We start from the raw sequence: 26,465 nt of genomic DNA on the forward strand, positions 1-26,465 counted from the left end.
TACATCCCATGAAGATATCGAACATGCTCCTTGCAGGCGCTACCGCGTTTGCGCTGTCCGGCTTCGCGCTGGCCCAGTCCACCCCGTCCGATCCGGCGAAGGCCGCGGGTTCAAGCGGCACGGTCAGCAGCCCGCTGATCGCCGATCCGGCGACAACCCGGACACCGGCATCCCCCACGCATCCTGCGATCGAAAACACGCAGAAGCCGCTCACGACCGCTCCGGATGCGGTCAGGGGCAGCACGGTACAGCCGGGTTCCGCTGCGCAGGAACGGATGAACAACACCAGCGCCGACGAACGGCTGCGCATGAATTCATCTAACGCCGCCTCGACCGACTCGGCGGCAGAAGCCCGCAGGCTGTCGGACGAAGGTGCGACCGGAGCAGGCGACAGCACAGCCCGCCCGCGTGCCGCGCGTGCCGACCGCAACTGAAAGCGCCTGACACGCGGCGCCGATCTGCTGCACGGGGGGCGGCATGGCGACGGTTGCAGTGCTGCGCCCGGGACTGTGCCGCCCGCTTTGTCGCACTCGTCGCTGTGGCCATGCTGCCGGGGCTGGCGGGTGCAGCCGGACCGGGCACCGACCCGGCACTCGCGACGGCATCACCCGAAGTGCGCCGCACCGTCGTCCGGATCATCGCGTCGCAGGACAGCGCCGGTGCGCCCTTCCACGTCATCGACAAGAAGCAGGCACGCCTGTTCGCGTTCGACGCGGACGGACGCCTGCTCGGCACGAGTGCGGTGTTGTTGGGTGCCGCCATCGGTGACCACTCTGTTCCCGGCATCGGCAACCGGCCGCTGGGGCAGATAAGACCGGAGGAACGCACCACGCCCGCCGGGCGCTTCGTTTCGGAACAGGGGACGAATCTGAAGGGCGAGGATGTGACCTGGGTGGATTACGACAATGCGGTGTCGATGCACCGTGTCCGCACCGGCAAGCCCGCCGAACGGCGTCTGGAACGCCTGGCCACGCCGACACCTGCGGACAACCGCATTTCGTATGGCTGCATCAATGTGCCGGCGGCCTTCTATGACCGCCACATCCGGCCCGGTCCGCAATCGCTGAAGCCAGCGGTGGTCTACGTGCTGCCCGAAACCGGCTCTGCGACAAATGCGTTCGCGCCCGGCAACTGACAGCGCCGCACGGCTCTCCCGGAGATTTGTGCGCTGGCAGACGGTCAGCCCGGCGGCAACGCGCTACGGTCAGTGTCGGCGTGCCGGCGCAATGCCTGCACGTATCGTCAATCCGACTTCACCTGTACCCGGGCTCCCCACATGAACAGCATTGTCTATATCGTCGGCGCCGTCGTCATCGTTCTCGCCGTTCTGTCCTTCTTCGGCTTCCGCTGACCCGCCCGGACGCCTGAAACACTCAGGCGCCCGGCGTGCCTACCTGCGCAAGAAAGAAGCGCAGCATTTCGCGCGTGGCATCCGGGCCGCCGGCATCGGTATAGGAGCCGGCTGCCTGTCCGCCTGACCACGCGTGGCCCGCGCCATGCACCACCCAGTGCTCGGCGAGCGCTGCCCCGTCGTGATCGTCATGCACGATGCGCGTGTAGTGACGCCCCTTTTCCGAAACGCCCTGCTGCGTGTGCGTGCGGCGCTTTTCCGGCTGCCCTGCCACGCGGCCAAGCGCGGCAGCAATGACCTGTTCGCCGTTGCGCGGATGCACGGTGTGGTCCCGATCGCCGTGAAACACAATGGTCGGAACCGCGCGTACTGCCGGCTGAGCCGCGCCGCGACGCTTCTTCATCCCACCTGTCATCGGTGAAGTGTCCGGCGCACCCCCCGACATCACCGCGAACGCCTCGGAGACGCTGCCCGCCGCGCCGCACGGCAAGCCGGAATGCACACCCGCTGCGGCGAAAATGTCCGGATAGGCGTTGGCAACGATGTCAGCCATCGCGCCGCCTGCCGACAGCCCGGCAACGAACACGCGCCGGGCATCGATGCCATGCGCCTGCATCACCGACAGCGTCAGTGCAGCCAGGGCCGCGGGCTCACCGCTGCCGCGCTTCTGATGGGCGTGCTCGAACCAGTTCCAGCAGCCTTGCGGATTGGCCGCCTGCGACTGCGCCGGATAGAGCACGACGAATCCCAGCTCGTCGGCCAGTGCATTCATGCCGGTACCCGCGGCGAAATCGTCAGGGTTCTGCGTGCAGCCGTGCAGCATCACCACCAGCGGCAGCGCGTCGCTGGTGCGTCCGGCCGGCTGGTACAGCTTGTACTGGCGCGTCACCCCGCCATGCACGAAGCGTTCGTCGGTGAAACGACCGGCCTGCGGCGCAGGCGCATCCGGTCGCAGCGCCGGCTGATCGGTGCCGAGCAGGCCGGATGGATTCTCCTTCACTTCGAAAGCCTCGCCCTCGAAGGCCTGCGAAGGCATGCCGGCCGCCGCCGCCATCCCTTCGAGCGCGCGCTGGATGGCTTCGGTGGCTTCGTTCAGCCGCCCGGCTTGCGTGAGCCGGGTGGCGTCGCGCATCAGAAGCTGGAACTGGGTGTGCATGGGAACCTCATTCATGGAAGCGGATGTCGTCGGGGCTCAGGGCACGCGATCGGCCAGCGCGGCCTTCACCGCAGGACTCGCATGCAGCGCACCCAGCACATCGATCGAGGCGATGGCGGCGCGTGCCAGTTCGGGGGTGACGTCGTCGGCCAGCGTGACCAGCCCAAGCACGCGTATCTGCAGCGTCTCGCCGCCGTCACACACGGCCTGCAGATCAGCCGCACTGAAATGCTGCAGGCCCAGCACGAACATACGGCGCGTCACGACGTGCTTCACCGCGTCGGCGTGGCTGGCCAGGTGATTGCGGATGGCAGTACGGATGAAGTCGCTCCGGTTGCCGTAGAACCCCTCGGCGACCAGCAGATCGATCTGGCCGAGATCGACAAAACCGAGATTGATGGTGATCTTCTCGGACTCGGCAGGCTTCACCTTGACGGCGGACAGTGAGCGGACTGTATTCATGCGAACCATCCTAACACCATCCATATGGATGGCCTACGGATGTTTTCACTTCGTCAGCGCGGTCTTCGCTGCACCGCGCCGGGCCAGCGCCGCGCAGCCGGCGGCGAGGCGGTCCGCTTCGTCACTGTTGCCGGCATCCACCAGCGGCAGCAGCGCCGCCAGCGGATTGAGCAGCGCCAGCAGAGCGGCACCCGCCACCTTCATGCCGATCGGTGCCTTGTCCAGCGACACGTGCGGATCGGCCAGACTACCCTGCACCCGCAGTGGCGAACGCAGGGTCAGCGGACTGAAATCCTTCGGCAATGCGACTGCAGTCAGGTCCAGCGTCTCGGCCGCAAGCGAAAGCGAACCGCTGACCGACACGGTCGAATCCTCCGTGTCGAGCACCATGACCTGCGGGCGCAGCACGCCTGCCTCGGCCTGAATATCGGCCACCGCGCAGTCCAGCGGCAGCGTGCTGTCGCCGCTGACCAGCAGGCCAAGCGCTTCGGCCAGATCCAGCCCGGCCGCTTCCACCACCAGATGCGACATGCGGCCCTCGCGCAATTGCGCCCGCACCCGGCCTTTCAGGCTGGCGAGGATGTCCGCCGTCGACCGCCCCTGACCGGTCACCGTGACGCGCCCGCCGAGACGGCCGACAACATATGGCGGTGCGTCGGTGCGCGCCTGGTGGAGCCACTTTTCGAGTCGGACGTTGCCCCAGCGCAGATCCGCCGACCACAGCGCAACTTCGCCCCGGCCATCGAGTCCGATATCGCCTTTGAGCCAGCCCTCGGCGGTGCGCGCTTCGAGTTCGCTGATCGACAGCACGCCGGCAGCCAGCCCGAGCTGCGCGCGCAGTGGCTGCAGGGCGCCCAGCAGGGGTGTCCCCAGATCGACTTCGGCGATGTCGATGGCGATGTCGGCGTCCATGGCGCGCAGCGCAGCCAGATCGAAGGCGCCACCGGGCAGCACCTTGCCTTCGCGCGGGGCGGGCCTGGCACCATCGAGCGCCGGGCCCAGATCGGCCAGCAGCAGGCGCGCACCGCCCAGCCGGCCGCTCAGCAACGGCCGGTCGGCGCCCGCCCGATACAGGAAGTCGCCCTTCAGCCGGCTCGACCCCACCGTGGCGTCATCGATGCCGACCCGCCACTCGCCGCCGGACCTGGTCAGTGAGCCGGTGGCACGAAACGGCGGCGTACCCGGCAGCGTGACGCCGATCGGGTCGCCGATCGCCGCCAGCGACGACCCGGCAAGCTTGAAGTGGCCGGCCAGCCCCGCGAAATCCTGCACGCCGCTGGCGTTGCCGGTGAAGTCCAGCGTGGCGCGACCGATCGAACCGCTGACCGTCAAGGCGACTTCCGTGGTCTGCGCTTCGGACGCGCTCTCCGGTCTGGCACCGCTGGCGCGCAGCGTGACCTGTACCGGCTGGTCGCGGTAGGCGCCGGTCAGATCGACCTTCAGGACGCTGTCCGCCTGCTCGCCGGCGACTGAAACGCGCGCTTCCAGCGTGACGTCGTGCCGCAGGTCGCTGTAGCGCAGCAGACCGTCATTGATCCGGAACTCACCGAAGCGCGGCCATTCGGTGGTGTCTTCCGGTGAGCTGGCGGCGGCGAACTGCCACGATGCGCGCCCGTCGGCCAGTCGCTCGAGGTGGGCGTCGAGCGTGCCCGCCTGCAGGCTTTCGATGCGCAGCCGCTGCCCGCGCAGGGCACGCCACAGATCGATGTAACGCAGCCGCAAAGCGACGTCACGACCGTCCAGCAGATGCGGCGCGGTGCTCCAGGACACGCTCGCGATGTCGAGCCGGGCGCTGTGCAGGCGCACGCCGCCGATGAAACGCACGGCGAATGTACCCGGCGCATCGTCGATGAAACGCACGCGCCGCTCCAGCTGTCCGGACAGCAGGTTCTGCAGCGGCGACGCTAGGAAGGGCCAGCCGCGCCACTCGCCGATTGCGATGCCGGTCAGCAGCAGGAGCAGCATGGAGAGGGCGACGACGCGCGGTCGGCGCCAGGGACTGCTCGATGAATCAGACATCAAGGGCACGGGTGAGGAAGCCCACGATGCGGCCGGCGCAGGCGCCTACCGCATCGCTGAGGTCATGACCGCCGGCCACCGGCAGCAGTTCCGCCCTGCCACCGCTGGCCGCATGCAGCCTCAGCGCATCGGCATAGGGCACGACCTCGTCGTCCACGCCATGCACCAGCATTACCGGACAGGTCAGGGCCGGCAGGGTCGTGACCGGTGCGATGTCGTCGAGACGGGCGCCGATGACATGCTGCACATAGCGCGTGAGCGCCCAGCCGAGCGGCACCCACGGCACGCGCCGGCCGTTCAGCATGCGGCGCATCAGCGCAGCCGGATGGGCGAATGCGGACAGGCTGACGACGGCTGCCACATCGCGTCGCCGGGCGGCGCACAGCAGCGCGGCCGCAGCACCGACCGAATGGCCGAGCACCGCCAGCCGCGTGGCATCGACCTCGGGTCGCTGACTCAGCCAGTCGAGGCCGCTGGCAATGTCTTCCGCAAAGCGCGGCATCGACATGAAATCCTCTTCGTCGCTGGCGCCATGGCAGCGTGCGTCGATCAGCAGCACGGCCATGGCAGCCGCGTGCAGCGGCAGCATGGCGGGCAGCATCATGGCGGAATTGACGCCCCAGCCGTGGATCACCAGCACCGCAGCCGATGGCAAAGTGGCGCGTGTGGCCGTCGGCACCCACCAGGCGAACAGGGTTTTGCCGCCAGTGGCCGGGATGCGCAACGGAAAGGCAGTCAGGCCGAAGTCTCCCGGCGTCTGGTGATGCGGGCGTCGCGGTGCGGCAAACCCGCGCAACAGCCGTGACCGCGCGGCGCTGCTCAACGCCCACCGTGCGGCGACGAAGGCGGCGGCGCCGCGCTTCACGACCGAGTGGGTCGATGTATGCTTGACAGTTGAATGATGGGCCGCGCTGGCGGCGTGCCTGATCTGCGAATCGCCCGGCCGCATCAATCCGGCTTGACGCTGAGCTCGTCGCGCACCGCCCGCACGCCGTCGACCGCGCTGGCGAGTTCGAGCGCGCGATCGGCCTGATGCCGGTGATCGACCACGCCGATCAGGCTGGTGCGGCCGGTCAACGTAATGACGTCGATGTCGAAGCGGCTGACACCGGCGTCCTGCAGCAGCGCAATCCTGATCTGCCTCGTCACTTCCGCATCCTTGCGCAGGGTGGACCGGACGCTGGTCACCAGCGGGTCCTCGATGACTTCTGCAGACGCCCGCGGCGGCGCGGCCGGGGGGGCCGCGTCGCCTCGCCCGCCGCAACCGGCGGTCGACAAGACACCCAGACCTGCAAGCGCCGCGGCAAGCGTCACGACTCCGGACCGCCAGTGGGAAGATGCTTGCATTTCAGCCATACCGCGCAGGTCAGCCAATCGTGACGCCCGGACTGTGTGCCGATCAGGCTGGATGCTCTGTGCGTTGGCGAACCGATTCCAGCAGGCTTGTACGTGCGGCCCGCATTGCGGGGCGTCGGCGGAACAACCCGCGATGGGCACATAATCTGCAAGAAACCGGACAGGAGCCCGCGATGCTGAACAGAACCACTCCGGAAGGGACGGAACCGGACAGTCCCGAAGAGGCAACCGTGCCTTTCAACGGCCTGATCCGCTACGAGCGGCAGATGCCGATCCACCAGATCTCCTACTACCTGTGCGGCGACATCGGAGAGCCGCAGCACTACACCGAACTGTTCTACACACTGCGCACGGCAAGCGAGACCGACCTGATCTATCTGCACCTGAACTCGCCCGGCGGAGAATTCGATACCGGGCTGCAGATCATCAACAACATCCTCGCCTCCGAAGCACACGTGATCACCGTGCTGGAAGCGCGCGCCTACTCGATGGCAGCGCTGATCTTCCTGAGTGGCGACGAACTGGTCATCCATGACAACTGCCAGCTCATGTTCCACATCTATTCCGGCAGTTTTGCGGGGCGCGGCAACGAACAGCAGGCTGAAGTGATCGCCGTCGGAAAGTGGTTCGAAAAGGCGATGGGCCGCATCTGCACACCTTTCCTGTCCGACGCAGAGATCGGGAAGATCCTGAAGGGCAGCGACCTGTGGATGGATTCGGACGAGATCCAGCGCCGCCTGATGCGCCTGCAACGCGCCCGGGCGAAATCAGCGACGGCGCGGAAAAAGCCGGACGGCGCAACCTGAAAGGCCCCGGCCTCAGGGGTGGCGACACGAGCGACCTGCGGTAGATCACCCGCGATGACCCCCACCGCGGGAACGATGTCCCATCGAAATCCGGCAGCTCACAGCGCCGTTGAACCGGTTGCTTTCCGCAGACTGGCCGGACCGCGCCGCCTCCCAGAGACGTCAGCGTCCCGCCGTGTCCGGTCCGAATACATGTTCCGGGACCGGTTGCAGCATCGCGCCGTCGTCACCCAGCCAGATCTGGCCTTCGTTCACGATGCACTGCAGGTTCAGCGCGCGCTGCGCCAATCCGGCCAGCGCCTGCGTATCGGCCGTCGCCAGTCGAAGCACGGTGAGATTGTTCAGCCGCGCCAGCGTGGACTTCGACTGCTCCCACCATTGCACGGCGGTGCGGCCATAGGTCACGACGACCACCTTGCCGGCGCGCGAGGCGGCGCGGCGCACCAGCTTTTCGTCCGGCAGGCCGACGTCGAGCCACAGCCTGATGGCTCCGGTCAGGTCGGCTTCGTACAGATCCGCCTCGTCTTCGGCGCTCAGCCCGCGCCCGAAACGAAGATCCTCGGACGCGTACAGCGCGAAGGCCAGCACGCGCACCATCAGGCGCTCATCGTTCTCCGACGGATGGCGGGCGACGGTCAGCGCATGCTCGGCGTAGTAGCCGCGGTCCATGTCCGACACGTTCAGATTGATCTTGTAGATGGTGGATTTCAGAGCCATGGCCGACAATGCTGTCCCGTGAGTGTTCCGGCGCGTCGAATGCGCGCCGGAGCCGTGAAACAAGACCCGACAGGATACCGACTTGAAGAAGACCGATCTGTACAAGAATGACCGGCTGAAAGTGGTGGCGCAGATGAAGCATGCCGCCGGACAGCGCACCACACTGGGCGAGGCGCCTGCACCGGACCGCAAGGAGCAGCGCAAGCTCGATCAGGCGCGCGGCCTGGTGCCCTTTGCGGTGAAGATCGATTCGACCCTGGCGGCGCGCCTGCGTGATCTGGCAACCGAGCGGCAGATGTCGCTGAACGACCTGACCGACGAACTGCTGCGCAAGGCGCTCGATTAGGTTCCGGTGAGCGGCGGGATATCGATCTGGGTTGACGCCGACGCCTGCCCGGCGCCGGTGAAGGACATCCTGTTCCGCGCCGCCACACGCACCGGCCTGCGGCTGACGCTGGTCGCCAACCGCCTGCTGCGCGTGCCGGCGTCTCCGCTGATCCGCGCCGTGCAGGTGGCGCACGGTTTCGACGCCGCTGATCGCCACATCGAAGCGGCGGTGGTCGCCGGTGATCTGGTGATCACGTCCGACATTCCGCTCGCGGCGGCCGTGCTGGCGCGCGGCGCGCATGCGCTGGAGCCGCGTGGCGAGTGGTTCTCGCCCGGCACCATCCACGAGCGGCTGCAGATGCGCGCACTGATGAATGACCTGCGCGACAGCGGCGTCATGAGCGGCGGGCCGTCGGCGTTCTCGGTCGGCGACGGCCGCGCCTTCGCCGCGGCGCTGGACCGCTTTCTGGCGCAGGCGCGCTGACTGGCGGGCGGACCGCGCCCCGGGTCAGCCGAGCCGGTAAAGCGCGAAGCTGCCGAGGAAGTTGTGTTCTTCGGTCACCGGCTTGCCGGCGTCGTCGAGCACCAGCCGCTCCCGCACCGCAATGCCCAGCTTGTCGCACAGCGCCTCGAAATCGGCGACGGTGAAGAAGCGGACGTTCGGCGTGTCGTACCACTGGAAGGGCAGCCGGTCCGATACCGGCATGTGGCCGTCCATGATCGCCACGCGGTGCTTCCAGTAGGCGAAGTTCGGAAAGCTCACCACCGCTTCGCGGCCGACCCGCAGCATTTCACGCAACAGCTTTTCGGTACGGTGCAGCGTCTGCAGCGCATTCGAAATGATGACCAGGTCGAAACTCTGGTCCTCGAAGTCATACAGCCCTTCTTCCAGGTCGATCTGCAGCACGTTGATGCCGTTCTTCATGCCGGCGATCACGCGCTCGACGTCGATCTCGACGCCATAGCCGCTCGCGCCGCGCTTGTCCTTCAGATAGCGCAGCAATTCGCCGTCGCCGCAGCCCAGGTCGAGCACGCGCGCGCCTTCGGCGACCCAGGAGGCGATGACGTCGTGGTCGATGCGGATGTCCAGTGTGCTCATGTCGTCCTCACACCGTGATGTTGTCGAAGTAGGCGCGCAGCACCGCGTGATAATGCGGGTCGTCGAGCAGGAAGGAATCGTGGCCGGCGCTCGATTCGATTTCGGCGTAGCTCACGTTGCGCCGGTTGCGCATCAGCGCATCGACGATTTCGCGCGAGCGCGCCGGCGCGAACCGCCAGTCGGTCGAGAACGACACCAGCAGGAAGTCGGCCGTGGCCGGCGCGAAGGCCGCGGCAAGATCGCCACCGGCGTCGCCCGCCGGATCGAAGTAGTCGAGCGCACGGGTGGCCAGCAGATAGGTGTTGGCGTCGAAGCTGGCGGCGAACTTGTCGCCCTGATAGCGCAGGTAGGACTCGACTTCGAATTCGACCTCGAAGCTGAACTTGCGCCCGCCCTCGCGCAGCCGGCGGCCGAATTTCTCCGCCATCAGGTCGTCCGACTGATAGGTGATGTGACCCAGCATGCGCGCCAGCCTCAGACCGCGGCGCGGCAGCGTGTCGTGCTCGTAGAAGTGACCACCGTGGAAATCGGGGTCGGTGATGATGGCCTGACGCGCCACTTCGTTGAACGCGATGTTCTGCGCCGTCAGCTTGGGCGCCGACGCGATCACGATGGCGTGGCGCACGCGCGCCGGCCGGTGGATGGCCCAGGCCATGGCCTGCATGCCGCCCAGGCTGCCGCCGATGATGGCGGCCCAGCTGTCCACGCCCAGCCGGTCGGCCAGCAGCGCCTGCGCGGCCATCCAGTCTTCGACCGTCACGATCGGAAAATCGGCCCCCCAGGGCCGGCCGGTATCCGGATTGGCGCTGACCGGACCGGTCGAGCCGTGACAGCCGCCCAGGTTGTTGATGCTGACAACAAAGAATTTCGACGTATCGAGCGGCTTGCCCGGGCCGATCAGGTTGTCCCACCAGCCCGTGTTGTTCGGTGCGTCGGCATGCACACCGGCTGCGTGGTGGTGGCCGGACAGCGCCGGGCACACCAGCACGGCGTTTGAGCGCGCGCCGTTGAGCGTGCCGTAGGTTTCGTACATCAGTTCGAAACCGGGCAGCACGGCACCACTCTTGAGCGTCAGCGGCGTGTCGAAACGGGCCGACAGCGGTGCAACGACGCCGACGCTGCCGGAAGAAAGGGGGAAATCGTTGGCCATGAAAAAACCCGGTAGGCCAAAGCCAGGACCGGGTCGCCCTCGCTTTAGCCGTATTTATTATGCGCCCGCAAGCTGAGACAAATCGGCGCACCACACTGAATCCGCATTCTGGCGAAACGGGCGGGTTTGTCAATCTCCGGGCCGCCAGGCCCACTACGGTCGCCGGGTCGGCAAATCCGCGCGCGCGCCTCGACCGGACGCGAACCACCCGCTAGATGCTGACCGCAGTACCGCTGACACAAACCATCAGCATGCCATTGTCTGCGCCGAGCACTTCGTAGTCGATGTCGATGCCGACGATGGCGTTGGCGCCGAGCTTCGCGGCGACCTCGCCCATCTCTTCCATGGCGGCTTCGCGCGCGTCGGCCAGCGTACTTTCGTAGGCGCCGGCGCGGCCACCGACCACATTACGGATGCTGGCGAACATGTCCTTGAAGATGTTGGCGCCGATGATGGCTTCACCGGTGACGACACCGTAGTACTGGCGTATCGGTCGGCCTTCGAGCGTCTGCGTGGTGGTCATCAGCATAAGTGTTTCCCTTGTCGGTCAGTCTTCGTCCATCACGGCGGTGGTGTAGACGTCCTGCACATCGTCCAGACTGTCCAGCGCATCCAGAAGTTTCTGCATCCGTGCCGTGTCGTCGCCGGTCAGCACGTTCTCGTTCAGCGGTTTCATCGTCACCTCGGCGAACTCGGGCTTGAAGCCGGCCTTTTCAAGCGCATCCTTCACGGCGACGAAATCATTCGGCGGGCTCAGCACTTCGATCGAACCATCGTCGTTGCTGACGACGTCTTCGGCGCCGGCTTCGAGCGCGGCCTCCATCAGCGCATCTTCCGGCGTGCCGGGCGCGAAGATGAACTGGCCGCAGTGCTTGAACATGAAGGCGACCGAGCCGTCGGTGCCCAGATTGCCGCCGTACTTCGAAAACGCGTGACGCACGTCGGCCACGGTGCGCGTGCGGTTGTCGGTCAGGCAGTCAACCATGACCGCCGTGCCGCCGATGCCGTAGCCCTCGTAGCGGATCTCCTCGTAGCTCACGCCTTCGAGCTCACCGGTACCGCGCTTGATGGCGCGTTCGATGTTTTCGCCCGGCATGTTTTCAGCCTTGGCCTTGTCGACCGCCATGCGCAGACGCGGGTTGAAGTTGAGGTCACCGCCACCCATGCGGGCGGCCACGGTGACTTCCTTGATCAGCTTGGTGAATACCTTGCCCCGCTTGGCGTCCTGCCGCCCCTTGCGGTGCTGGATATTGGCCCATTTCGAATGACCTGCCATGAATGACTTCCGTCCGTGTTGTGCGAGGCATGATTTTAGTCGAGAGCGTCGCTCGCGCACGCTCAAGTGGGACGCAGGGTACCCGTTAACGCTGTGCGGGCAAGGTATGCCACGCCCGGCCCTCACCGACCTATGCCTGGACGCATGAAGACTCGACACTCGACAACGCTTTGCCTGCTGGCCATTCTCCTGTCGCTATCGGCCGCTGCCAGCGCCGACAACGGCGGGCAGGAACCGATCTGGCGCTTGAGCGGCTTTGGCACGTTCGGCGCCGGCTATCACGGCAGCGACGGCCTCACCTATAGGCGCGACCTCGAACAGGCCGGCGGCCATGACGGCGGTCGCGTCGGCTTTCGCGGCGACAGCCGGATCGGCGTGCAGGCCAGCGCAAGCTTCGATGCCGGCTGGTCCGCACAGATCCAGAGCGTCAGCCGGCTCGACAGCGAAGGAAAATGGACGCCGCAACTGTCCTGGACCTTTCTGCGCTACACACCGTCGGACACCCTGGACATGCGCATCGGAAGGCTGGGTGTCGACCTCTACCTCGATGGCGACTCGCGTCATGTCGGCTACGCTTTCACCGCCGTGCGACCGGCACCGGAAGTGCTGGGCGTTGTCACGCAGGACCTGTTCGACGGCATCGACCTGACGTTGCGCCGACCGGCTGGAGACGGACTGCTCAGCCTGCGCCTGTATGGCGGTCGCTCGCGAGGAGACCTTTCGCTGTATGGCCGACAGTATCGTCCGCCGGAGGCGCGCCGGCTCGGTGCCACGCTCGACTGGGTGAGCGAAGGACTGACGCTGCGCGCCGCCTGGGGTGACACCTATACAACACGAGATACGTCATTGCAGCCACTGGCTACAGCGCTGGCATCGGTTCCGATTCCGCTGGCACAGGCCCGGGCGGCACAGTTCGACACGTCACATCACCTGACCTTTGCCGGCCTCGGTTTTCTCTTCGAACGCGGTCCGTTCTCGGCACAGGGCATGTTCAGCTGGTCGCGCTTCTCGCAGTTTCCGACCTATCACGGACAGGGGGCCAACGTCATCCTGGGTTACCGGGTGGGAGCGTTCAAGCCCTACGTGACATACTCCCGCGTATCCCTCGACCCGAGTGAAGAGACCGACCTGTCCCTGCCCGCCCCCCTTGCAGGCCTGCAGTCGGCCTACGCGGGTGCCGTGGACCGCCTGACCATGAATCAACGCAGCATCGGCGCCGGCGTGCGCTATGACTTTGCGCCCAACTACGCCGTCAAGTTCCAGGTTGATCGAATCAACGCCGCCGAGTCGATACTGATCATCGATTCCCGTGGTATGCCGGCGCGTGATGTCGGCATGACGCTCTATTCGATCGCACTGGATTTCGTGTTTTGAAGCCGGCTACACTTCTTTCGTCCCGCCTGCTCGTGGCGCTATGGCTCGCGCTGTACGGCGCTGCGGCCGCGGCCAATGGCATCGCGGTGATCGTCAATCCCGACAGCGGTATCGACAGCATCAGCCGTGAAGAGGTGAGCCATCTGTTCCTTGGTCGCATCAAGCACCTGCAGCCCGGCATGCCGGCCCTGGTCATCGACACCCTGCCGCTGCGCCAGGCGTTCTATCAGTCGCTGGTGCGACGGGGCATTCCGGAGATCAATGCCTACTGGGCACGCCTGCGCTTCTCCGGCCGCACCCAGCCGCCACTGCAGATCGAGGACGCGGCCATGGTGATCGAACGGGTCGCGCGAGACCGCAACGCCATCGGCTACATCAATGGCGCCCTGGTCGATTCACGCGTCAAGACGGTGCTGCGCCTTGAGGACTGATCCGCTGACGCGAGCTCCGGACGTCGGTGCCGGCACCGCAACGTCGCACCAGTTCGGCGCCAGCGTCGTCTGGCGCACCACGCTGCTCATCCTGTTCTTTGCCGGACTGGTCGGCATCCTGGTCGCGCTCGCCAGCACGGTGATGGTGGCGCGCGAAGAACGCGAGCGCATGAAGCAGAGCCTGGTCGAGCTGATGGAAACGGTGGAGCGCACTGCAAGTGTCGCGGCCTTCGCGCGTGACGAGCAGCTCGCCAACGAGGTCGCGCGCGGCCTGCTGCGCAATGGCGCGGTGTCGCGGGTGGTCATCCGCGAAGGCGAGAACGAACTGGCAGCCGTCGGCGATGCATCGGTGGATACGCGAACGGTGACGCTGCCAGTGCTCACGCTGCCGCTTGCTTCCCCGTTCGATCCGGCGGAGCGGGTCGGCGAACTGCAGCTATGGCCTGCCGGCGAGCGGATCGAGCATGACGCCGGTGCCTACTCGGGCTACATCGCCATCATTCTGCTGGTACAGCTGGTCGTCGTCGTGCTGGCCGTCGCCTGGGTGGTGCTCAATGTTGTGACGCGACCGGTCAAGAAGCTGTCAGACGACCTGCACCTGCTCAAGGTGGGCAGCGGCGAACAAATCGTGCTGCCGCCTGGTCACCGGAACGACGAGATCGGTCGGCTGACCGAGGACATCAACAGCCTGATCGGCCGCACCGGCGATTTGCTGGCGGCCGAACGCGACATGCGCGCACAGCTCGAGGAATCGGAACGCAAGTTCAGGCTGCTGTTCGAAAGTGCGCAGACCGGCATCTTCACACTCGACGGCGAAGGCGTATTGCAGGACTGGAATCCGTGGTTTTCGCGCATGCTGGGCCTGCCGGCGCACGGCGACGCTGCCCGCCGCTATGCGCTGGGCGCGCTGCTGGGCGACGACACTTCGCGTCTCGACGCATTGATGGTGCGCACGCTGAGCGATCAGCGTCCGGCCGCAGCGGATTTCGAGATGCCGCATGGCACGGCGGGTTCGCTCTGGCTGCATCTGGTGCTCAACCCGATGCCCGGCAACCTGATGCAGGGCATCGTCAATGACGTGAGCGAACAGAAGCGGGCCGAAGCCAGCGCAATCGCCATGGCCGAGCGCGACCCGCTGACCGGACTGCTGAACCGGCGCGGCATCGAACACCGGCTAGGAGATGCGCTGGCCTCGCTCCGGCCTGACTCGGGCCTGGCGCTGATGGTGGTCGATCTTGACGGTTTCAAGCAGGTCAATGACACGATGGGGCATGACGCCGGTGACCGCGTCCTGGTTGCCGCCGCCCGCCATCTGGAGGCGGTGGTACGGCGCACCGATCTGGTCGCCCGCATCGGTGGCGACGAATTCGTCGTTGTACTGTGCGCGCTCGAAAGCGCCGACACCGCCCGCTTCATCGCTTCGAAGATCGTCAGCACGCTGGCGCGTCCGGTCGATTGCGGCGACGGCCAGTCGGCCACCATCGGTGCCAGCGTCGGCGTGGCCTACACGGCAGCGCCGGCTGACTTGGCCGACAAGCTGATGCGCCGCGCCGACGACGCGATGTACGAAGCCAAGCGCGCCGGCAAATCGCAGTTCCGGTTCGCGACCGGGAGTTGAGTGGACGGCCCCCTGGGCCGGGCGATGCCCGCCCCACCCCCCGAGGGGGCACGTCGCCTTGGGGCGGCCCGGCGGCGACTTCACGGCCCCCTGAATCGCGCGATGCCCGCCCCACCCCCCGAGGGGCACGTCGCCTTGGGGCGGCCCGGCGGCGACTTCACGGCCCCCTGAACCGCGCGATGCCCGCCCCACCCCCCGAGGGGGCACGTCGCCTTGGGGCGGCCCGGCAGCGACTTCACGACCCGGTGCGCTGAGCGGGAGCCGCGTCGCGCTTGCCAGCCGGGCAGCGTCCGCTGGTAGCATCGCGCCATTCCTTCCGAAGGACTTGAAGCCATGGCCGATCCGCTCTACGTCGCCCGCGCGGGCGATCTCTCGCTCGCCCTGCTGCCCAATATGGCGAATCGTCATGGACTGATCACCGGCGCCACCGGTACCGGCAAGACGGTCACGCTGCAGTCGCTGGCCGAGCGCTTCTCCTATATAGGCACACCGGTTTTCATGGCGGACGTGAAGGGCGACCTGTCCGGCATGGGGGCGGCCGGCAGCGTCAGCCCGAAGCTGCAGCAGCGCCTGGACCTGCTCGGCATCACCGATTTCACGCCCTATCCGAGCCCGGTCTGCTTCTGGGACGTGTTCGGCCAGTCCGGTCATCCGATCCGCGCCACCGTCAGCGACATGGGCCCGCTGCTGCTGGCGCGCCTGCTCGGCCTCAATGACACCCAGACCGGTGTGCTGACCATCGTGTTCAAGGTGGCTGACGATCACGGCCTGCTGCTGCTCGACATGAAAGACCTGCGCGCGCTGGTGCAGCACGTCGGCGACAATGCGGCGCAGTTCAAGACGCAGTACGGCAATGTGTCGACGGCATCGATCGGCGCCATCCAGCGCGGCCTTCTGACACTGGAGGAACAGGGCGCCGACCGCTTCTTCGGCGAGCCCATGCTCGACATCGCCGACCTGATGACGCACGACGAACACGGTCGCGGCACCATCAATGTGCTGGCGGCAGACCAGCTGTACAACTCGCCCAAGCTCTATTCCACCTTTCTGCTGTGGCTGTTGGCCGAACTGTTCGAACAGTTGCCGGAAGTCGGCGATATGGACAAGCCAAAGCTCGTGTTCTTCTTCGACGAGGCGCACCTGCTGTTCAACGACGCACCGCCGGCGCTGCTGGAAAAGGTCGAGCAGGTTGTGCGGCTGATCCGCTCCAAGGGCGTCGGGGTGTATTTCGTGACGCAGAACCCGCTCGACGTGCCGGACACCGTGCTCGGCCAGCTCGGCAACCGCGTGCAGCACGCGCTGCGTGCGTTCACACCGCGCGACCAGAAGGCGGTCAAGACGGCCGCGCAGACCATGCGCGCCAATCCCAAGTTCGACGCCGAACAGGCCATCATGGAACTGGGCACCGGCGAGGCGCTGGTGTCCTTCCTGGACGAAAAGGGCCGGCCTTCGGTGGTCGAGCGCGCCTTCGTGCTGCCGCCGGCGTCCCGCCTCGGCCCGCTGACCGAGGCCGAACGGGCTGCCATCATCCAGCACTCGCCGATGCGCGGTCGCTACGAACAGACGCTGGACCGCGAATCCGCCTACGAAAAGCTGACCGCATCGGTGGCCGCCGGCACATCGGCGACGCCGTCACCCACCGCGTCGGCACCCACCGCCGGCACGCCGGCCGCAGGCGAAGGCGGTCTGCTCGGCGGTCTGAACGATCTGGTGTTCGGCTCGACCGGACCGCGCGGCGGTCAGCGTGACGGCATTGCGCAGATGGCGGCCAAGACGGTCGCGCGCACCATCGCCAGTTCGGTCGGCCGCGAAATCATGCGCGGCGTGCTCGGCTCCATCCTCGGCGGGCGACGAAAATAACCGTACCGACTGCCGCCGCAGACGCCCGGCTGGGCATCTGGCTGGCCGTCATCGCGTCGGCCGGCTTTTCGCTGAAGGCCATTCTGGCCAAGCTGGCCTATCCATATGGCGTGGACCCGGTGACGCTGGTGGCGCTGCGCATGCTGCTGGCCGCCCCGGTATTCATCGTCGTCGCGTGGCGCGAAGCACGACACAGTCAGCCACTGACCACACGTGACTGGGTGACGGTCAGCGTGCTCGGCCTGTTCGGCTACTACGGCGCCAGCATGCTCGACTTCTACGGCCTGCTCTATATCTCCGCCGGGCTGGAGCGGCTGGTGCTGTTCACCTATCCGACGCTGACACTGCTGATCGGCTGGCTGGCGCAGGGCCGGCGCATCACGCCGCGCGAAATCGTCGCCAGCCTGCTGTGCTACGGCGGCATCGCACTGGCCGTCGTGCACGACATCGAGGTGAGCGGCGAAGTGGCGACCATCGCGCTCGGCTGTCTGCTGGTGTTCGGTTCGGCACTCAGTTTCGCCATCTATCTGACCGGGGCGGGGGCACCGATCCGCAAGCTCGGCGCGACGCGCTTTTCCGCGCTGGCAACCTTGGTATCCACGGTCGCCGTCGGCCTGCACTTCGCTGCGGTACGCCCGCTCGACGCGCTGGCGCAACCGGCACCGGTCTGGTGGCTGGCGGCGGCGATGGCGCTGTTCGCCACCGTGCTGCCGGTGTTCCTGCAGTCGGCCGCGATTCGCCGCATGGGCGCACAGACTGCAGCGCTGGTCGGCAGCACCGGCCCGGTCATCACGGTGTTCCTCGCCTGGTGGCTGCTCGCCGAGCCGGTGTCCGGCCTGCAGCTGGCAGGTACCGTACTGGTCGTGGCAGGTGTGCTGTGGGTGGGACGCCGCTGAGCGTCAGGCGGCGAGCGACGGCACGCTGGCTTCGGTGTCGCCCAGCGTGAAGCAGAAGGTGGCGCCGGCGCCGGGTTCGGAACGCGCCCAGACGCGGCCGTTGTGACGACGGATGATGCGCTGGACCAGCGCCAGACCGATGCCGGTACCGTCGAACTCGCCATCGCGGTGCAGCCGGTTGAACGGGTGGAACAGCTTGTCGGCATGTGCCATGTCGAAGCCGACGCCGTTGTCCCGCACGTAGATCACGGCCTGCTGGCCCTTGCCTTCGCTGCCGATCTCGATCTGCGCATGCGCGGTCGGGGCGGAGAATTTCCATGCATTGCGCAGCAGATTGTCGAGCACGATGCGCAGCAGGCCGACGTCACCGGCGACCAGCAGACCGGGCTGTATGCGGATGTCGCACTGGCGCGACGGCTCTGCGTTGCGCAGCACGTCGGTGATGTCCTGTGCCAGCGCGCTCAGGTCGACCGGCTGGCGCTGCAACGGCAGGCGCGTGACGCGCGCCAGTTCAAGCAGGTCATCGACCAGGTGTTCCATGCGCAGCGCGGCGCGCAGGATGCGCTGCAGCGAATCGCGCGCACTGTCGGGCAGGCCGGTCACGCCGGGGCTGTTCAGTTCGGTGTCGAGCACGCTGGCAAAACCGTGGATCGCACGCAGCGGCCCGCGCAGGTCGTGCGACACCGAATAGCTGAAGCTTTCCAGTTCCTCGAAAGCGGCCTTCAGACTGGCAGTACGGCTGCGCACCCGCTCGTCAAGTTCATGATTGAGCGCGCGCAGCTCCTCTTCGGCACGCACCTGCCGGCTGACGTCGCGCGCGCTGCCGCGGTAGCCGGCGATGTGGCCGGTGGCATCGCGCCACGGGCGGGCGGACAGCGCCATGATGCGCACGCTGCCATCCTGCTGCCGCCAGTCGATCACGACGTCGCGGAAGCTGCGCACCTCGCGCGCCAGCTGCGCCGGATCGTCCGGCCGCTGCAGGCCGGGCCGGCGCATCGCGAACAGGCCGTCCAGCGTGAGCCCGCGCAGCGGCCAGGCGCCATCCGAGGTATGCACGATGACGCCATCGATGTCGGTTTCCCAGAACCAGTCGGCCGCCGCTTCCGCGAAGTCGCGCAGCCGGGTTCGTTCCGCTTCCAGTTCGCTGATCTTCTTGTCCAGCTTGTCGCGCAGGCGCTCGGCATAGAGCGCGTCGGCGTCGGTCGGCACCGGCCGGATCGCCTTGCGGCTCGCGGCAGATTCCAGTTCCAGGATGAGCCTGTCGATTTCGCACGGCTTGACCAGGAACAGGTCGGCACCCAGCTGATAGGCCAGTTCCTCGTCGCGCCGGTCGGTGAAGGTGGCGGTGTAGAACACGAACGGAACGCCCGACAGCTGCGGGTGGGCGCGCACCGCGCGGCACAGGCCATAACCGTCCAGCTCCGGCATCAGGATGTCCGACACGATGAGGTCGGGGGTGTCGGCGAGCGCCAGGTCGAGTGCCTGCCGTCCGTCCGTCGCGGCCTGCACCTGGTGGCCACGCGCTTCCAGCGCTGCGCTCAGCATCAGGCGTGAGTTTTCGTCGTCTTCAGCGATCAGGATGTGCATCAGATGGCCTGCATCAGGACGTTTTCGATCTGCGCCATCACGCGCAGCGGATCGACCGGCTTTTCGATGTAGCCGTTGCAGCCGGCCGCCAGCACGCGTTCGCGGTCGCCCGCCATGGCAAAGGACGTGATGGCGATCATCGGGATCGGTGCGCCGGTTTCGCCGGCCCGGATGCGGCGCGCCACTTCCAGGCCGTCGATGTCGGGCAGCTGGATGTCGAGCAGGATGAAGTCCGGGCGCTCGCGCAGCGCCTCTGCCACGCCATCCAGTCCGGTGATCGCGCTGCGCGTGGCATAGCCACCGGCATGCAGGATGAAGGTGATCAGTTCGAGGTTGTTTTCGTTGTCCTCGACCACCAAGGCGGTCTTCATGGCTTGACCCCGTTGCTGGCGCGTCCCGAACCTTCGCGCGGCACGTGCAACGTGAAGCGACTGCCGAGCCCCGGCGTGCTGCTGACCTCGACCGAGCCGGACAGCAATTCGGTGGCGATCTTGCGCGTCAGGTAGAGGCCGAGGCCGGTACCGGGGGTTTTCACTCGCAGGTGGGAATCAATGCGTTCGAAGGGCTGGAACAAGCGGCTCAGGCCGGCTTCGTCCATGCCGATGCCTGTGTCTTCAACAGTGATGTCTAGCCAGCTTCCACGCACACACGCCTCCACGGTGATAGTCCCTTCGACGGTGTACTTTACCGCGTTGCTCATGAAATTCAGCAGGCATTGCAGCAGCCTGCGGCGGTCTGCCTGGACCATGATGCCGGGCGGCACCGACACCCTGATCTCCAGCTTCTTCTCGCGCGCGGCCGGTTGCACGGTCTGCACCGCTTCATCGACCAGCGCTGCCACCTCGATACGCTCCTCGAATACGTCGATGAAGCCTGCTTCGATCTTCGAAATGTCGATCACGTCGGTGATCAGGGCGAGCAGGTGCTTTGCCGAGCCGTAAACCCGCTGCAACTGATCCTGCTGGCGCGCGGTAAGTTCGCCTGCCATGCCGGCGAGCACGACACCAGTGAAGCCGATGATGGAATTGAGCGGTGTGCGCAGTTCATGCGACATCGAGGCGATGAACATCGACTTGAGCCGGTCGAGATCCTTCAGCTGCTCGTTCGCCTGCGCGAGTTCGGCGGTACGTTCGGTGACGCGCTGTTCCAGCGTTTCGTTCGCCACGCGCAGCGCAATCTCGTTGCGCTTGATGTCACCGATGTCGCGCAGCACGCTGGAAATGTACTGCACCTTGCCGCTGCCATCGAGATGCGCCAGGCGCACCGCAGACATCGGCACCAGCGTGCCGTTGCCTGCGCGCAGCGTTGTTTCGCCAATCCAGATGCCATCGCGCAGCACGGTCGGCAGCTGCACATCGATGTAGTGGCGATAGCTGTCGGCCGGATAGAAATCGCGTGCCTGCAGTCGTTCCGGCAGTTCGTCCAGTGGCAGTCCGAGCATGCGGCGCGCCGCCAGATTGAGATAGGACACATTGAGATCGGTGTCGACGGTGGACACGTAGTCAGGGGTCGCATCGAGGATTGCCGACAGGCGCGACTGTTCCTCCTGGGCGAGACGCCTCTCGCGCGCCACCAGGAAGCGCCCGAGCTGCGAGGCCAGTTCGGCAGCGAAGCGGGCTTCGTCATGCGCCCACTCGCGTGTCCGGCCACGCTGTTCAAGGCAGACCACGCCGGCCAGCCGGCCGTCGAGAAACGCCGGCGCATCGAGCATGGCGGCGAGGCCTTCCCGGTCGAGGTAGTTGTCGGCGAGCTGTGCGGTGGCAGGGTGCGCGCGGGCGTCGCCGGCAGTGATCGTGCGGCCGCTGCGCAGCGCCGAGAAATAGTCGGGGAATGCCGCGGCATCAAGCACCTGGCCCTGCGTGTGGCCGTGCGTGATGGCCAGCTGGTCGATGTCGAACAGATCGAGGCAGACCAGTTGCCGCGTGTCGTCGTCCAGCCGCCACACGCTGGCACGACTGACCGACAGTGACGCGGCGGCGACTTCGGTCAGCGTGGCCAGCGCATCGTCGTCACCGGCCGACAACGCGGTGTCGGTGCTCAGGCGCATGATCGCCGCCAGCTGCTTGTCCTGCCGCTCGAGCCGGCTGCGTTGCTCGCGCCGCGCGCGCAGATCGTCGGTCACGTCGATGAAGGTGGCCTGGATGGCCGGCTCGCCCCGCCACATGACCTGCCGGATATAGGCGTCCAGCGTACGTCGCTCGCCGTCGGCGCGCGTCACGCCGGCCTGCATCGGCAGGATGCGGCCGGACGACAGCTGGCGGCGGTTGCTGTCGCTGTCGACCACCGGCAGGTCGTCGGCGACGATCATGTCGGCCAGCGAACCTTGCGCCATCAGGTCGGCCACCGACTGGAAGCCCAGCAGCTCGGCTGCCCGCCGGTTCGCGAACAGCGGCTGGAAGCGCCGGTGGATGAGAATGCCCTGGATCGAGCCGTCGAACAGGTCGAGCAGCTGCGCCTCGCGCGTGTGCGCCCGGCGAGACGCACTCGCGCGCTCGTTCAGCGTGATCGACAGGGCATAGGACGCTATCGACAAGGTGATGATGAAGGTCTGCAGCAGCAGCAGCGCGCGCAGCGGGGTGTCGTTGCCGAACGGGCCGGTGCCCTGGCTCGTGCCCCAGAAGGCGAGCCCGTGCATGAGCACCAGCAGCAGGCTCATCCAGCGCACCTTGAGGCGGATGGCCGACAGCACCAGCACGGCTGGCAGCATGAACATGAACGGCTCCGGGCCATCCAGTACGCGCAGGAAGATCGCTGCCGTGGTCAGCAGGGTCAGCGCGAACCACGGCAGCACCTTCGGCAGATCGGCCGCTACCCGCCGCCAGTCCTGCCTGTCCAGCCAGCCGGCCACCAGCTGCACCGTCAGCACCGTACCCGCGAAGCTGGCGGCCGCATGCAGTGTCCAGTCCGAAACGTACATCGGCGCGCCCGGATGCCAGGCCAGCCGGGCGCCGTGGATAACCGACAGCAACAGCGCAATCGCGAGGAACCACATGTAGTGATCGGCGCGCATGCGTGGAAAGGGCTGCACCGGAAAATGGCGCAGCATCTGAGTGCCGGCGCCGGTCAGCAGGCCGATGACGATCGCCGAGCCGAGCGCCGGCAGCGGCGTTGCGCCGGCATGCAGCGCCAGCGCGAGATCGGTCAGCATGATGGCGGGCAGGTGACGCAGGCCGAACAGCAGCACAATGGCGAGCGCCGTGCCGAGCGCCAGCTGGATGACCGGCGGCTGACCGTCCGACAGGCCGAGCAGCGGATCGACCAGCACGGCAGCGGCATAGGCAGGCACGGCGGCGAGCAGCGGAGCGATCTTCACGGAATGAGGCACGATCACGTGTCGGCGATAAACTGATCTGCATGTTAAAGCCGTTCCGCCCCGGGCAAGTGTGCGGAACGAACGCCCGGCCGATGCGTCCACCTGCGCGACGTGGGCCGTTGCCTGCACCCTGGCATGTGCCCTGACGATCCACCCTGACGCTTTCCCATTCCCTGCCCACCCCACCTGATGACCCTGCGATGCGATCAATGATGCGGACAGCCGCCCTGTGCGGAGGATTCCTTCTGGCGCCTGCGGTACCGGCGGCCTCTTGCGTGACGCCCGGCAGTTGGCTGGAACCGGGGCAGGGCGAGACCGAAAGTGCCGCGCTGATGCGCCGCATGAACCGGCAGTCGGTCGTGCTGCTGGGCGAAACGCATGACAGTGCGGCCCACCATGACTGGCAGCTCGACACGCTGCGCGCGTTGCATGCGCTGCGTCCGCGCCTGGTGATCGGTCTCGAAATGCTGCCACGCAGCGCCCAACCGGCACTCGATGCCTGGGTGCGCGGTGAACTGAGCGAAGCGGCGCTGTTCGAGCGCACCGACTGGAAGCGTGTCTGGGGCATGCCGCCCGAGCTGTACGCCGGCATCTTCCGCTTCGCGCGCGACAAGGCAGTGCCGCTGCGCGCACTCAACATTGACCGCAAGGTGGTGCGCGAGGTGTCGCGGCTGGGGCTGGCCGGTGTGCCAACGGCGAGCCGCGAGGGGGTCGGAACGCCGGCCGGCGCGCAGGCGCCCTATCGTGACTGGCTCAGACAGATCTGGAGCGACCACATGCCGGCTGGCAAGGCGATGCCGGACGACGCCTTCGGCCGCTTTCTCGATGGTCAGCTTCTGTGGGACCGCGCCATGGCAGAGGCACTGGCCGGCGCAGTGCGCGAACAGCCGGACGCGCTGGTCGTCGGCCTGATGGGCAGCGGCCACGTCATCCACGGCTATGGCGTGGAACACCAGCTGCGCGACCTTGGCGTGCCCGATGTCGGCAGCCTGCTGCCGTGGGACGCCGACGGCGACTGCGCCGATCTGGTCGCCGGGGTGGCCGATGCGGTGTTCGGCATCGTGCCGCCGGCGCGGGGCGCACAGCCTTGATGCTGACGCCGGGCTGGCGTGCGCTTGCCGTGGCGCTGAGCGCGGCGCTGTCCCCCCTGCCGGCGCTCGCTGCACCGCAACTCGACCTCGTCGTCAGGCTGGAACCGACGCAGGGCAGCCTGAGCGCGCACGCGCTGATTGCGCTGCCTGCGCACGAGGCGATCGACCTGCGCATCGATGCCCGCCATCGCGTCACGTCGATGCAGCTCGACGGCGGCGCACTGCGTGCCTCGACCGAAGGCGGACTGCAGCGCATCCGCATTGCAGCGGCAAAACGGCCACGCCAGCTTGAATTGCGCTGGGCCATCCGGGCCGATGCGCCGGATGCCGGCGCCACACATCGCGATACGCTGACCGCCTTCGCGCCGCAGATTGGCGAAGCCGGCAGTTTCCTGGCGGCTGGCGGCGCCTGGTATCCGCTGCCCTTCGACAGCGCCGGCCCGCTGCTGCACCGTTATCGCCTGACCGTCGACCTGCCGGCTGCGCAGCGCGCACTGGCGCCCGGTGACCGCCAGTTCGACACGGTGCGCGACGGCCGGCGCACGGTGCGTTTCGACATGGCACAGGACAGCGAGGGGGCCGACCTGATGGCCGGACCGTGGGTCGAAGCCGAGCGCAGCGTGCGCTCGATCGATGGCCGCACGCTGACGCTGACCACATTGTTTCACCCGGACATCGCCGATCAGGCCGAGGGCTACCTCGACGCCGCCGCGAGCCACCTGGCGCGCATCGAACAGACCCTGGGCGCCTACCCGTACAGCCGCTTCAGCATTGCGTCGTCACCCACGCCGACCGGATTCGGCATGGCCGGCCTGACCTATCTGGGCATCGAAGTGCTGCGCCTGCCCTTCATCCGCCACACCTCGCTGCCGCACGAAATCCTGCACAACTGGTGGGGCAACGGCGTCTATCTTGCGCTGGCGGGTGGCAACTGGTCGGAAGGGCTGACCACGTTCATGGCCGACTACGCGCTGCGCGAGGCGAATCAGGGCGAAGAGGGCGCGCGTGCCATGCGGCTCGACTGGCTGCGCGGCCTGTCGGCGCTGTCACCGGCGGCGCAAGGCAGTCTGGCCAGCTTCGGCGGACGCACGCATGACGCGTCGCAATCCATCGGTTACCACAAGGCCGCACTGGTGTTCCTGATGCTGCACGACACGCTGGGCGCATCGGCATTCGACCGTGCGCTGCGCGACTTCTGGCAGGCACACCGCCATCGGCGCGCCGGCTGGCCGGACCTGCGCGCGGCGTTCGAACATGCCTCGGGCCGCGATCTCGGACGCCATTTCGCACTGTGGGTGGACGGCAGCGGACTGGCTGCCCCGACGATCGCCGGGGCTGTGGCCGGTCCGGACGGTCTGACCGTCACGCTGCAGCAGCCGGCACCGCACTATCCGCTGGAGGTACCGCTGCATGTGCGGATTGCCGGGCAGGTCCGGATCGAACGGGTGGCGCTGCCGGGTGCGCAGGCACGGGTCAGCCTGCCGCCCGCGGCGGGCTGCGCCGAGCTGGCGCTCGACCCGGATTTCCGTCTGGCGCGCCGTCTGGCACCGGGCGAAGCACCGCCGGTGCTGCGCGAAGCCACGCTGGACGACACGCTCGGCCTGACCGTGCTGCCGGGCGACGAGCGCCTCGCGACGGCGGCCCGCACGCTGACTGCACAGTGGCTTGACCGCACGCCGACCATCGTCGACGCCGCAGAAGCGCCGGGCAGGGCGTCGCGCATGGTCATCGGCAATTTCGCGGACATCGACGGCTGGCTGGCACGGCACCGTCTGCCGGCGCGCGACCGGGACGGCGAGGTCGTCGCCTGGGCGCTGCGCGCTCCGGCTGGTGGCACACTTGCGCTGGTTGCCGCGCGCGACGCAAACGCGCTGACAAAGGCGACGCGCACCCTGCCGCACTATGGGCAGCAGGGCTGGGTCACGCTGGCCGGCGGCCGCGCCGCCACACGCGGTCAGTGGCCGGCGGCGACGGTCTGGACGAAAACCTGCGTGCGCTGAGCGTATTTATATATGGGGGGCTTGCTCCGGGTGGCGGATCAGCCACGCGGCGTAACGGCGCTCGTAATCGAGCTTGTCTTCCTGATAAACGGTCCATACGCAGCGTTCGCAGGCGGATTCGCAGCATTCGGAATCCATGGGCATGCTGGGCGGCACGGGCGCCGGGTCGCTCGGGATGGAAGGGCGGGCGATGGTCAGTTCGGTCATGATCGGATCAATGTGCGGATGTGGCAGGCGGCGCGGTTGTAACAGGTTTCAAGTCGTGACAGTTCTGCATCCAGGTCGAGCGCCGGATCGGCTCGTTTCAAGTGCTGTTCCAGCGTGTATGCCACATCAGACAGCTCGATCGCGCCAACGTTTCCGGCGCTGCCCTTCACACCGTGAATCGCCTTGAGCAACGCGTCCGGCTCGCCAGCCAGCCGTGCCAGACGCGCGCCGGCCAGAATCGCTGGCGCATCAATGAGCCAGGTACGCAGGATGTCGTCCAGCGCATCGCCGAGCAGCGCACGCAGGTCATCAAGCCTTGCCGTGTCGATGACCCGGCTCTCAACAATGTCAGGATCGGTCGGCATGCAC

Annotated in this window: 27 protein-coding genes; 12 read left to right on the forward strand and 15 right to left on the reverse strand. The window is 67.1% G+C overall.

What is annotated here, in order from left to right; all coding sequences use genetic code 11:
• Positions 1-8: 8 nt before the first annotated feature.
• Together NMQ16_RS03415 and NMQ16_RS03420 are read left to right on the forward strand one after the other, a co-directional pair.
• Positions 9-434, forward strand: coding sequence for a hypothetical protein (locus tag NMQ16_RS03415; protein WP_257079081.1), 426 nt, complete (start codon positions 9-11; stop codon positions 432-434).
• A 104-nt stretch (positions 435-538) separates the two neighbouring features.
• A complete protein-coding gene (locus NMQ16_RS03420; protein ID WP_257079082.1) occupies positions 539-1,135 on the forward strand; it encodes a hypothetical protein in 597 nt (198 codons plus the stop codon).
• Positions 1,136-1,373: 238 nt separating this feature from the next.
• On the opposite strand, the gene NMQ16_RS03425 is transcribed toward NMQ16_RS03420, so the two are convergent.
• The 5 genes from NMQ16_RS03425 to NMQ16_RS03445 form a co-directional block, all read right to left on the reverse strand.
• A complete protein-coding gene (locus NMQ16_RS03425; protein WP_257079083.1) occupies positions 1,374-2,522 on the reverse strand; it encodes a PHB depolymerase family esterase in 1,149 nt (382 codons plus the stop codon).
• Between the two features lie 21 nt (positions 2,523-2,543).
• A complete protein-coding gene (locus tag NMQ16_RS03430; RefSeq protein ID WP_257079085.1) occupies positions 2,544-2,969 on the reverse strand; it encodes a CopG family transcriptional regulator in 426 nt (141 codons plus the stop codon).
• 45 nt (positions 2,970-3,014) lie between these two features.
• The gene (locus NMQ16_RS03435) at positions 3,015-4,934 is read right to left on the reverse strand and encodes an AsmA family protein (protein WP_257079087.1); all 1,920 of its coding nucleotides are present in this window, start codon (positions 4,932-4,934) and stop codon (positions 3,015-3,017) included.
• Positions 4,935-4,980: 46 nt separating this feature from the next.
• Complete coding sequence (locus NMQ16_RS03440; RefSeq protein ID WP_257079088.1) at positions 4,981-5,853, reverse strand: alpha/beta fold hydrolase; 873 nt, start codon at positions 5,851-5,853, stop codon at positions 4,981-4,983.
• Between the two features lie 83 nt (positions 5,854-5,936).
• Positions 5,937-6,335, reverse strand: a complete 399-nt coding sequence (locus NMQ16_RS03445) for a BON domain-containing protein (protein WP_257079089.1) — start codon at positions 6,333-6,335, stop codon at positions 5,937-5,939.
• 182 nt (positions 6,336-6,517) lie between these two features.
• Here NMQ16_RS03445 and NMQ16_RS03450 point away from each other — a divergent pair, with 182 nt between their 5' ends.
• Positions 6,518-7,150, forward strand: coding sequence for an ATP-dependent Clp protease proteolytic subunit (locus NMQ16_RS03450; RefSeq protein ID WP_257079090.1), 633 nt, complete (start codon positions 6,518-6,520; stop codon positions 7,148-7,150).
• A 162-nt stretch (positions 7,151-7,312) separates the two neighbouring features.
• Here the strand turns inward: NMQ16_RS03450 and NMQ16_RS03455 are convergent, their stop codons facing one another.
• A complete protein-coding gene (locus tag NMQ16_RS03455; RefSeq protein WP_257079091.1) occupies positions 7,313-7,867 on the reverse strand; it encodes a YaeQ family protein in 555 nt (184 codons plus the stop codon).
• Positions 7,868-7,949: 82 nt separating this feature from the next.
• On the opposite strand from NMQ16_RS03455, the gene NMQ16_RS03460 reads away from it, so the two are divergent.
• On the forward strand, positions 7,950-8,213 hold the full coding sequence (locus NMQ16_RS03460) for a hypothetical protein (protein ID WP_257079092.1): 264 nt from the start codon (positions 7,950-7,952) through the stop codon (positions 8,211-8,213).
• Positions 8,214-8,219: 6 nt separating this feature from the next.
• On the forward strand, positions 8,220-8,678 hold the full coding sequence (locus tag NMQ16_RS03465) for a YaiI/YqxD family protein (protein ID WP_257079094.1): 459 nt from the start codon (positions 8,220-8,222) through the stop codon (positions 8,676-8,678).
• A 24-nt stretch (positions 8,679-8,702) separates the two neighbouring features.
• On the opposite strand, the gene metW is transcribed toward NMQ16_RS03465, so the two are convergent.
• The 4 genes from metW to NMQ16_RS03485 all read right to left on the reverse strand — a co-directional run bounded on the left by metW (position 8,703) and on the right by NMQ16_RS03485 (position 11,719).
• Positions 8,703-9,284: a methionine biosynthesis protein MetW gene (metW, locus tag NMQ16_RS03470; RefSeq protein WP_257079299.1), complete on the reverse strand. Its 582-nt coding sequence runs from the start codon at positions 9,282-9,284 to the stop codon at positions 8,703-8,705.
• Between the two features lie 16 nt (positions 9,285-9,300).
• On the reverse strand, positions 9,301-10,443 hold the full coding sequence (locus tag NMQ16_RS03475) for a homoserine O-acetyltransferase (protein WP_257079095.1): 1,143 nt from the start codon (positions 10,441-10,443) through the stop codon (positions 9,301-9,303).
• 211 nt (positions 10,444-10,654) lie between these two features.
• Entirely contained in the window at positions 10,655-10,972 is a 318-nt protein-coding gene (locus tag NMQ16_RS03480) for a heavy metal-binding domain-containing protein (protein ID WP_257079096.1), read from the reverse strand.
• 18 nt (positions 10,973-10,990) lie between these two features.
• Positions 10,991-11,719, reverse strand: coding sequence for a YebC/PmpR family DNA-binding transcriptional regulator (locus NMQ16_RS03485; protein WP_257079097.1), 729 nt, complete (start codon positions 11,717-11,719; stop codon positions 10,991-10,993).
• A gap of 144 nt (positions 11,720-11,863) precedes the next feature.
• On the opposite strand from NMQ16_RS03485, the gene NMQ16_RS03490 reads away from it, so the two are divergent.
• The 5 genes from NMQ16_RS03490 (at position 11,864) to NMQ16_RS03510 (ending at position 17,898) form a co-directional block, all read left to right on the forward strand.
• Entirely contained in the window at positions 11,864-13,093 is a 1,230-nt protein-coding gene (locus NMQ16_RS03490) for a signal protein (protein ID WP_257079099.1), read from the forward strand.
• Positions 13,090-13,524, forward strand: a complete 435-nt coding sequence (locus NMQ16_RS03495) for a hypothetical protein (RefSeq protein WP_257079101.1) — start codon at positions 13,090-13,092, stop codon at positions 13,522-13,524. The genes NMQ16_RS03490 and NMQ16_RS03495 overlap by 4 nt, the downstream gene beginning before the upstream one ends.
• On the forward strand, positions 13,514-15,142 hold the full coding sequence (locus tag NMQ16_RS03500) for a diguanylate cyclase domain-containing protein (RefSeq protein WP_257079109.1): 1,629 nt from the start codon (positions 13,514-13,516) through the stop codon (positions 15,140-15,142). The genes NMQ16_RS03495 and NMQ16_RS03500 overlap by 11 nt, the downstream gene beginning before the upstream one ends.
• A gap of 333 nt (positions 15,143-15,475) precedes the next feature.
• Entirely contained in the window at positions 15,476-17,002 is a 1,527-nt protein-coding gene (locus NMQ16_RS03505; RefSeq protein ID WP_257079110.1) for a helicase HerA-like C-terminal domain-containing protein, read from the forward strand.
• Positions 16,999-17,898 (forward strand): DMT family transporter, encoded by a 900-nt coding sequence (locus tag NMQ16_RS03510; protein WP_257079300.1) that lies wholly within the window; start codon positions 16,999-17,001, stop codon positions 17,896-17,898. Before NMQ16_RS03505 ends, NMQ16_RS03510 begins: the two co-directional genes overlap by 4 nt.
• Positions 17,899-17,901: 3 nt before the next feature.
• Here the strand turns inward: NMQ16_RS03510 and NMQ16_RS03515 are convergent, their stop codons facing one another.
• From NMQ16_RS03515 to NMQ16_RS03525, 3 genes are read right to left on the reverse strand one after another with little or no spacing between them, the layout of a single operon-like run.
• A complete protein-coding gene (locus NMQ16_RS03515) occupies positions 17,902-19,485 on the reverse strand; it encodes an ATP-binding protein (RefSeq protein WP_257079111.1) in 1,584 nt (527 codons plus the stop codon).
• Positions 19,485-19,856 (reverse strand): response regulator, encoded by a 372-nt coding sequence (locus tag NMQ16_RS03520; RefSeq protein WP_257079112.1) that lies wholly within the window; start codon positions 19,854-19,856, stop codon positions 19,485-19,487. Before NMQ16_RS03520 ends, NMQ16_RS03515 begins: the two co-directional genes overlap by 1 nt.
• On the reverse strand, positions 19,853-22,798 hold the full coding sequence (locus NMQ16_RS03525; RefSeq protein ID WP_257079113.1) for an ATP-binding protein: 2,946 nt from the start codon (positions 22,796-22,798) through the stop codon (positions 19,853-19,855). Before NMQ16_RS03525 ends, NMQ16_RS03520 begins: the two co-directional genes overlap by 4 nt.
• 275 nt (positions 22,799-23,073) lie before the next feature.
• Here NMQ16_RS03525 and NMQ16_RS03530 point away from each other — a divergent pair, with 275 nt between their 5' ends.
• Positions 23,074-23,889, forward strand: coding sequence for a ChaN family lipoprotein (locus NMQ16_RS03530; RefSeq protein ID WP_257079114.1), 816 nt, complete (start codon positions 23,074-23,076; stop codon positions 23,887-23,889).
• Positions 23,889-25,889 (forward strand): M1 family metallopeptidase, encoded by a 2,001-nt coding sequence (locus NMQ16_RS03535; protein ID WP_257079115.1) that lies wholly within the window; start codon positions 23,889-23,891, stop codon positions 25,887-25,889. The genes NMQ16_RS03530 and NMQ16_RS03535 overlap by 1 nt, the downstream gene beginning before the upstream one ends.
• A 6-nt stretch (positions 25,890-25,895) precedes the next feature.
• Here NMQ16_RS03535 and NMQ16_RS03540 read toward each other — a convergent pair whose 3' ends face one another.
• Positions 25,896-26,096 (reverse strand): oxidoreductase-like domain-containing protein, encoded by a 201-nt coding sequence (locus NMQ16_RS03540; protein ID WP_257079116.1) that lies wholly within the window; start codon positions 26,094-26,096, stop codon positions 25,896-25,898.
• A complete protein-coding gene (locus NMQ16_RS03545; RefSeq protein WP_257079117.1) occupies positions 26,093-26,461 on the reverse strand; it encodes an Hpt domain-containing protein in 369 nt (122 codons plus the stop codon). Before NMQ16_RS03545 ends, NMQ16_RS03540 begins: the two co-directional genes overlap by 4 nt.
• Positions 26,462-26,465 lie beyond the last annotated feature (4 nt).

Source organism: Methyloversatilis sp. XJ19-49 (assembly GCF_024580145.1).
Classification (GTDB): domain Bacteria; phylum Pseudomonadota; class Gammaproteobacteria; order Burkholderiales; family Rhodocyclaceae; genus Methyloversatilis.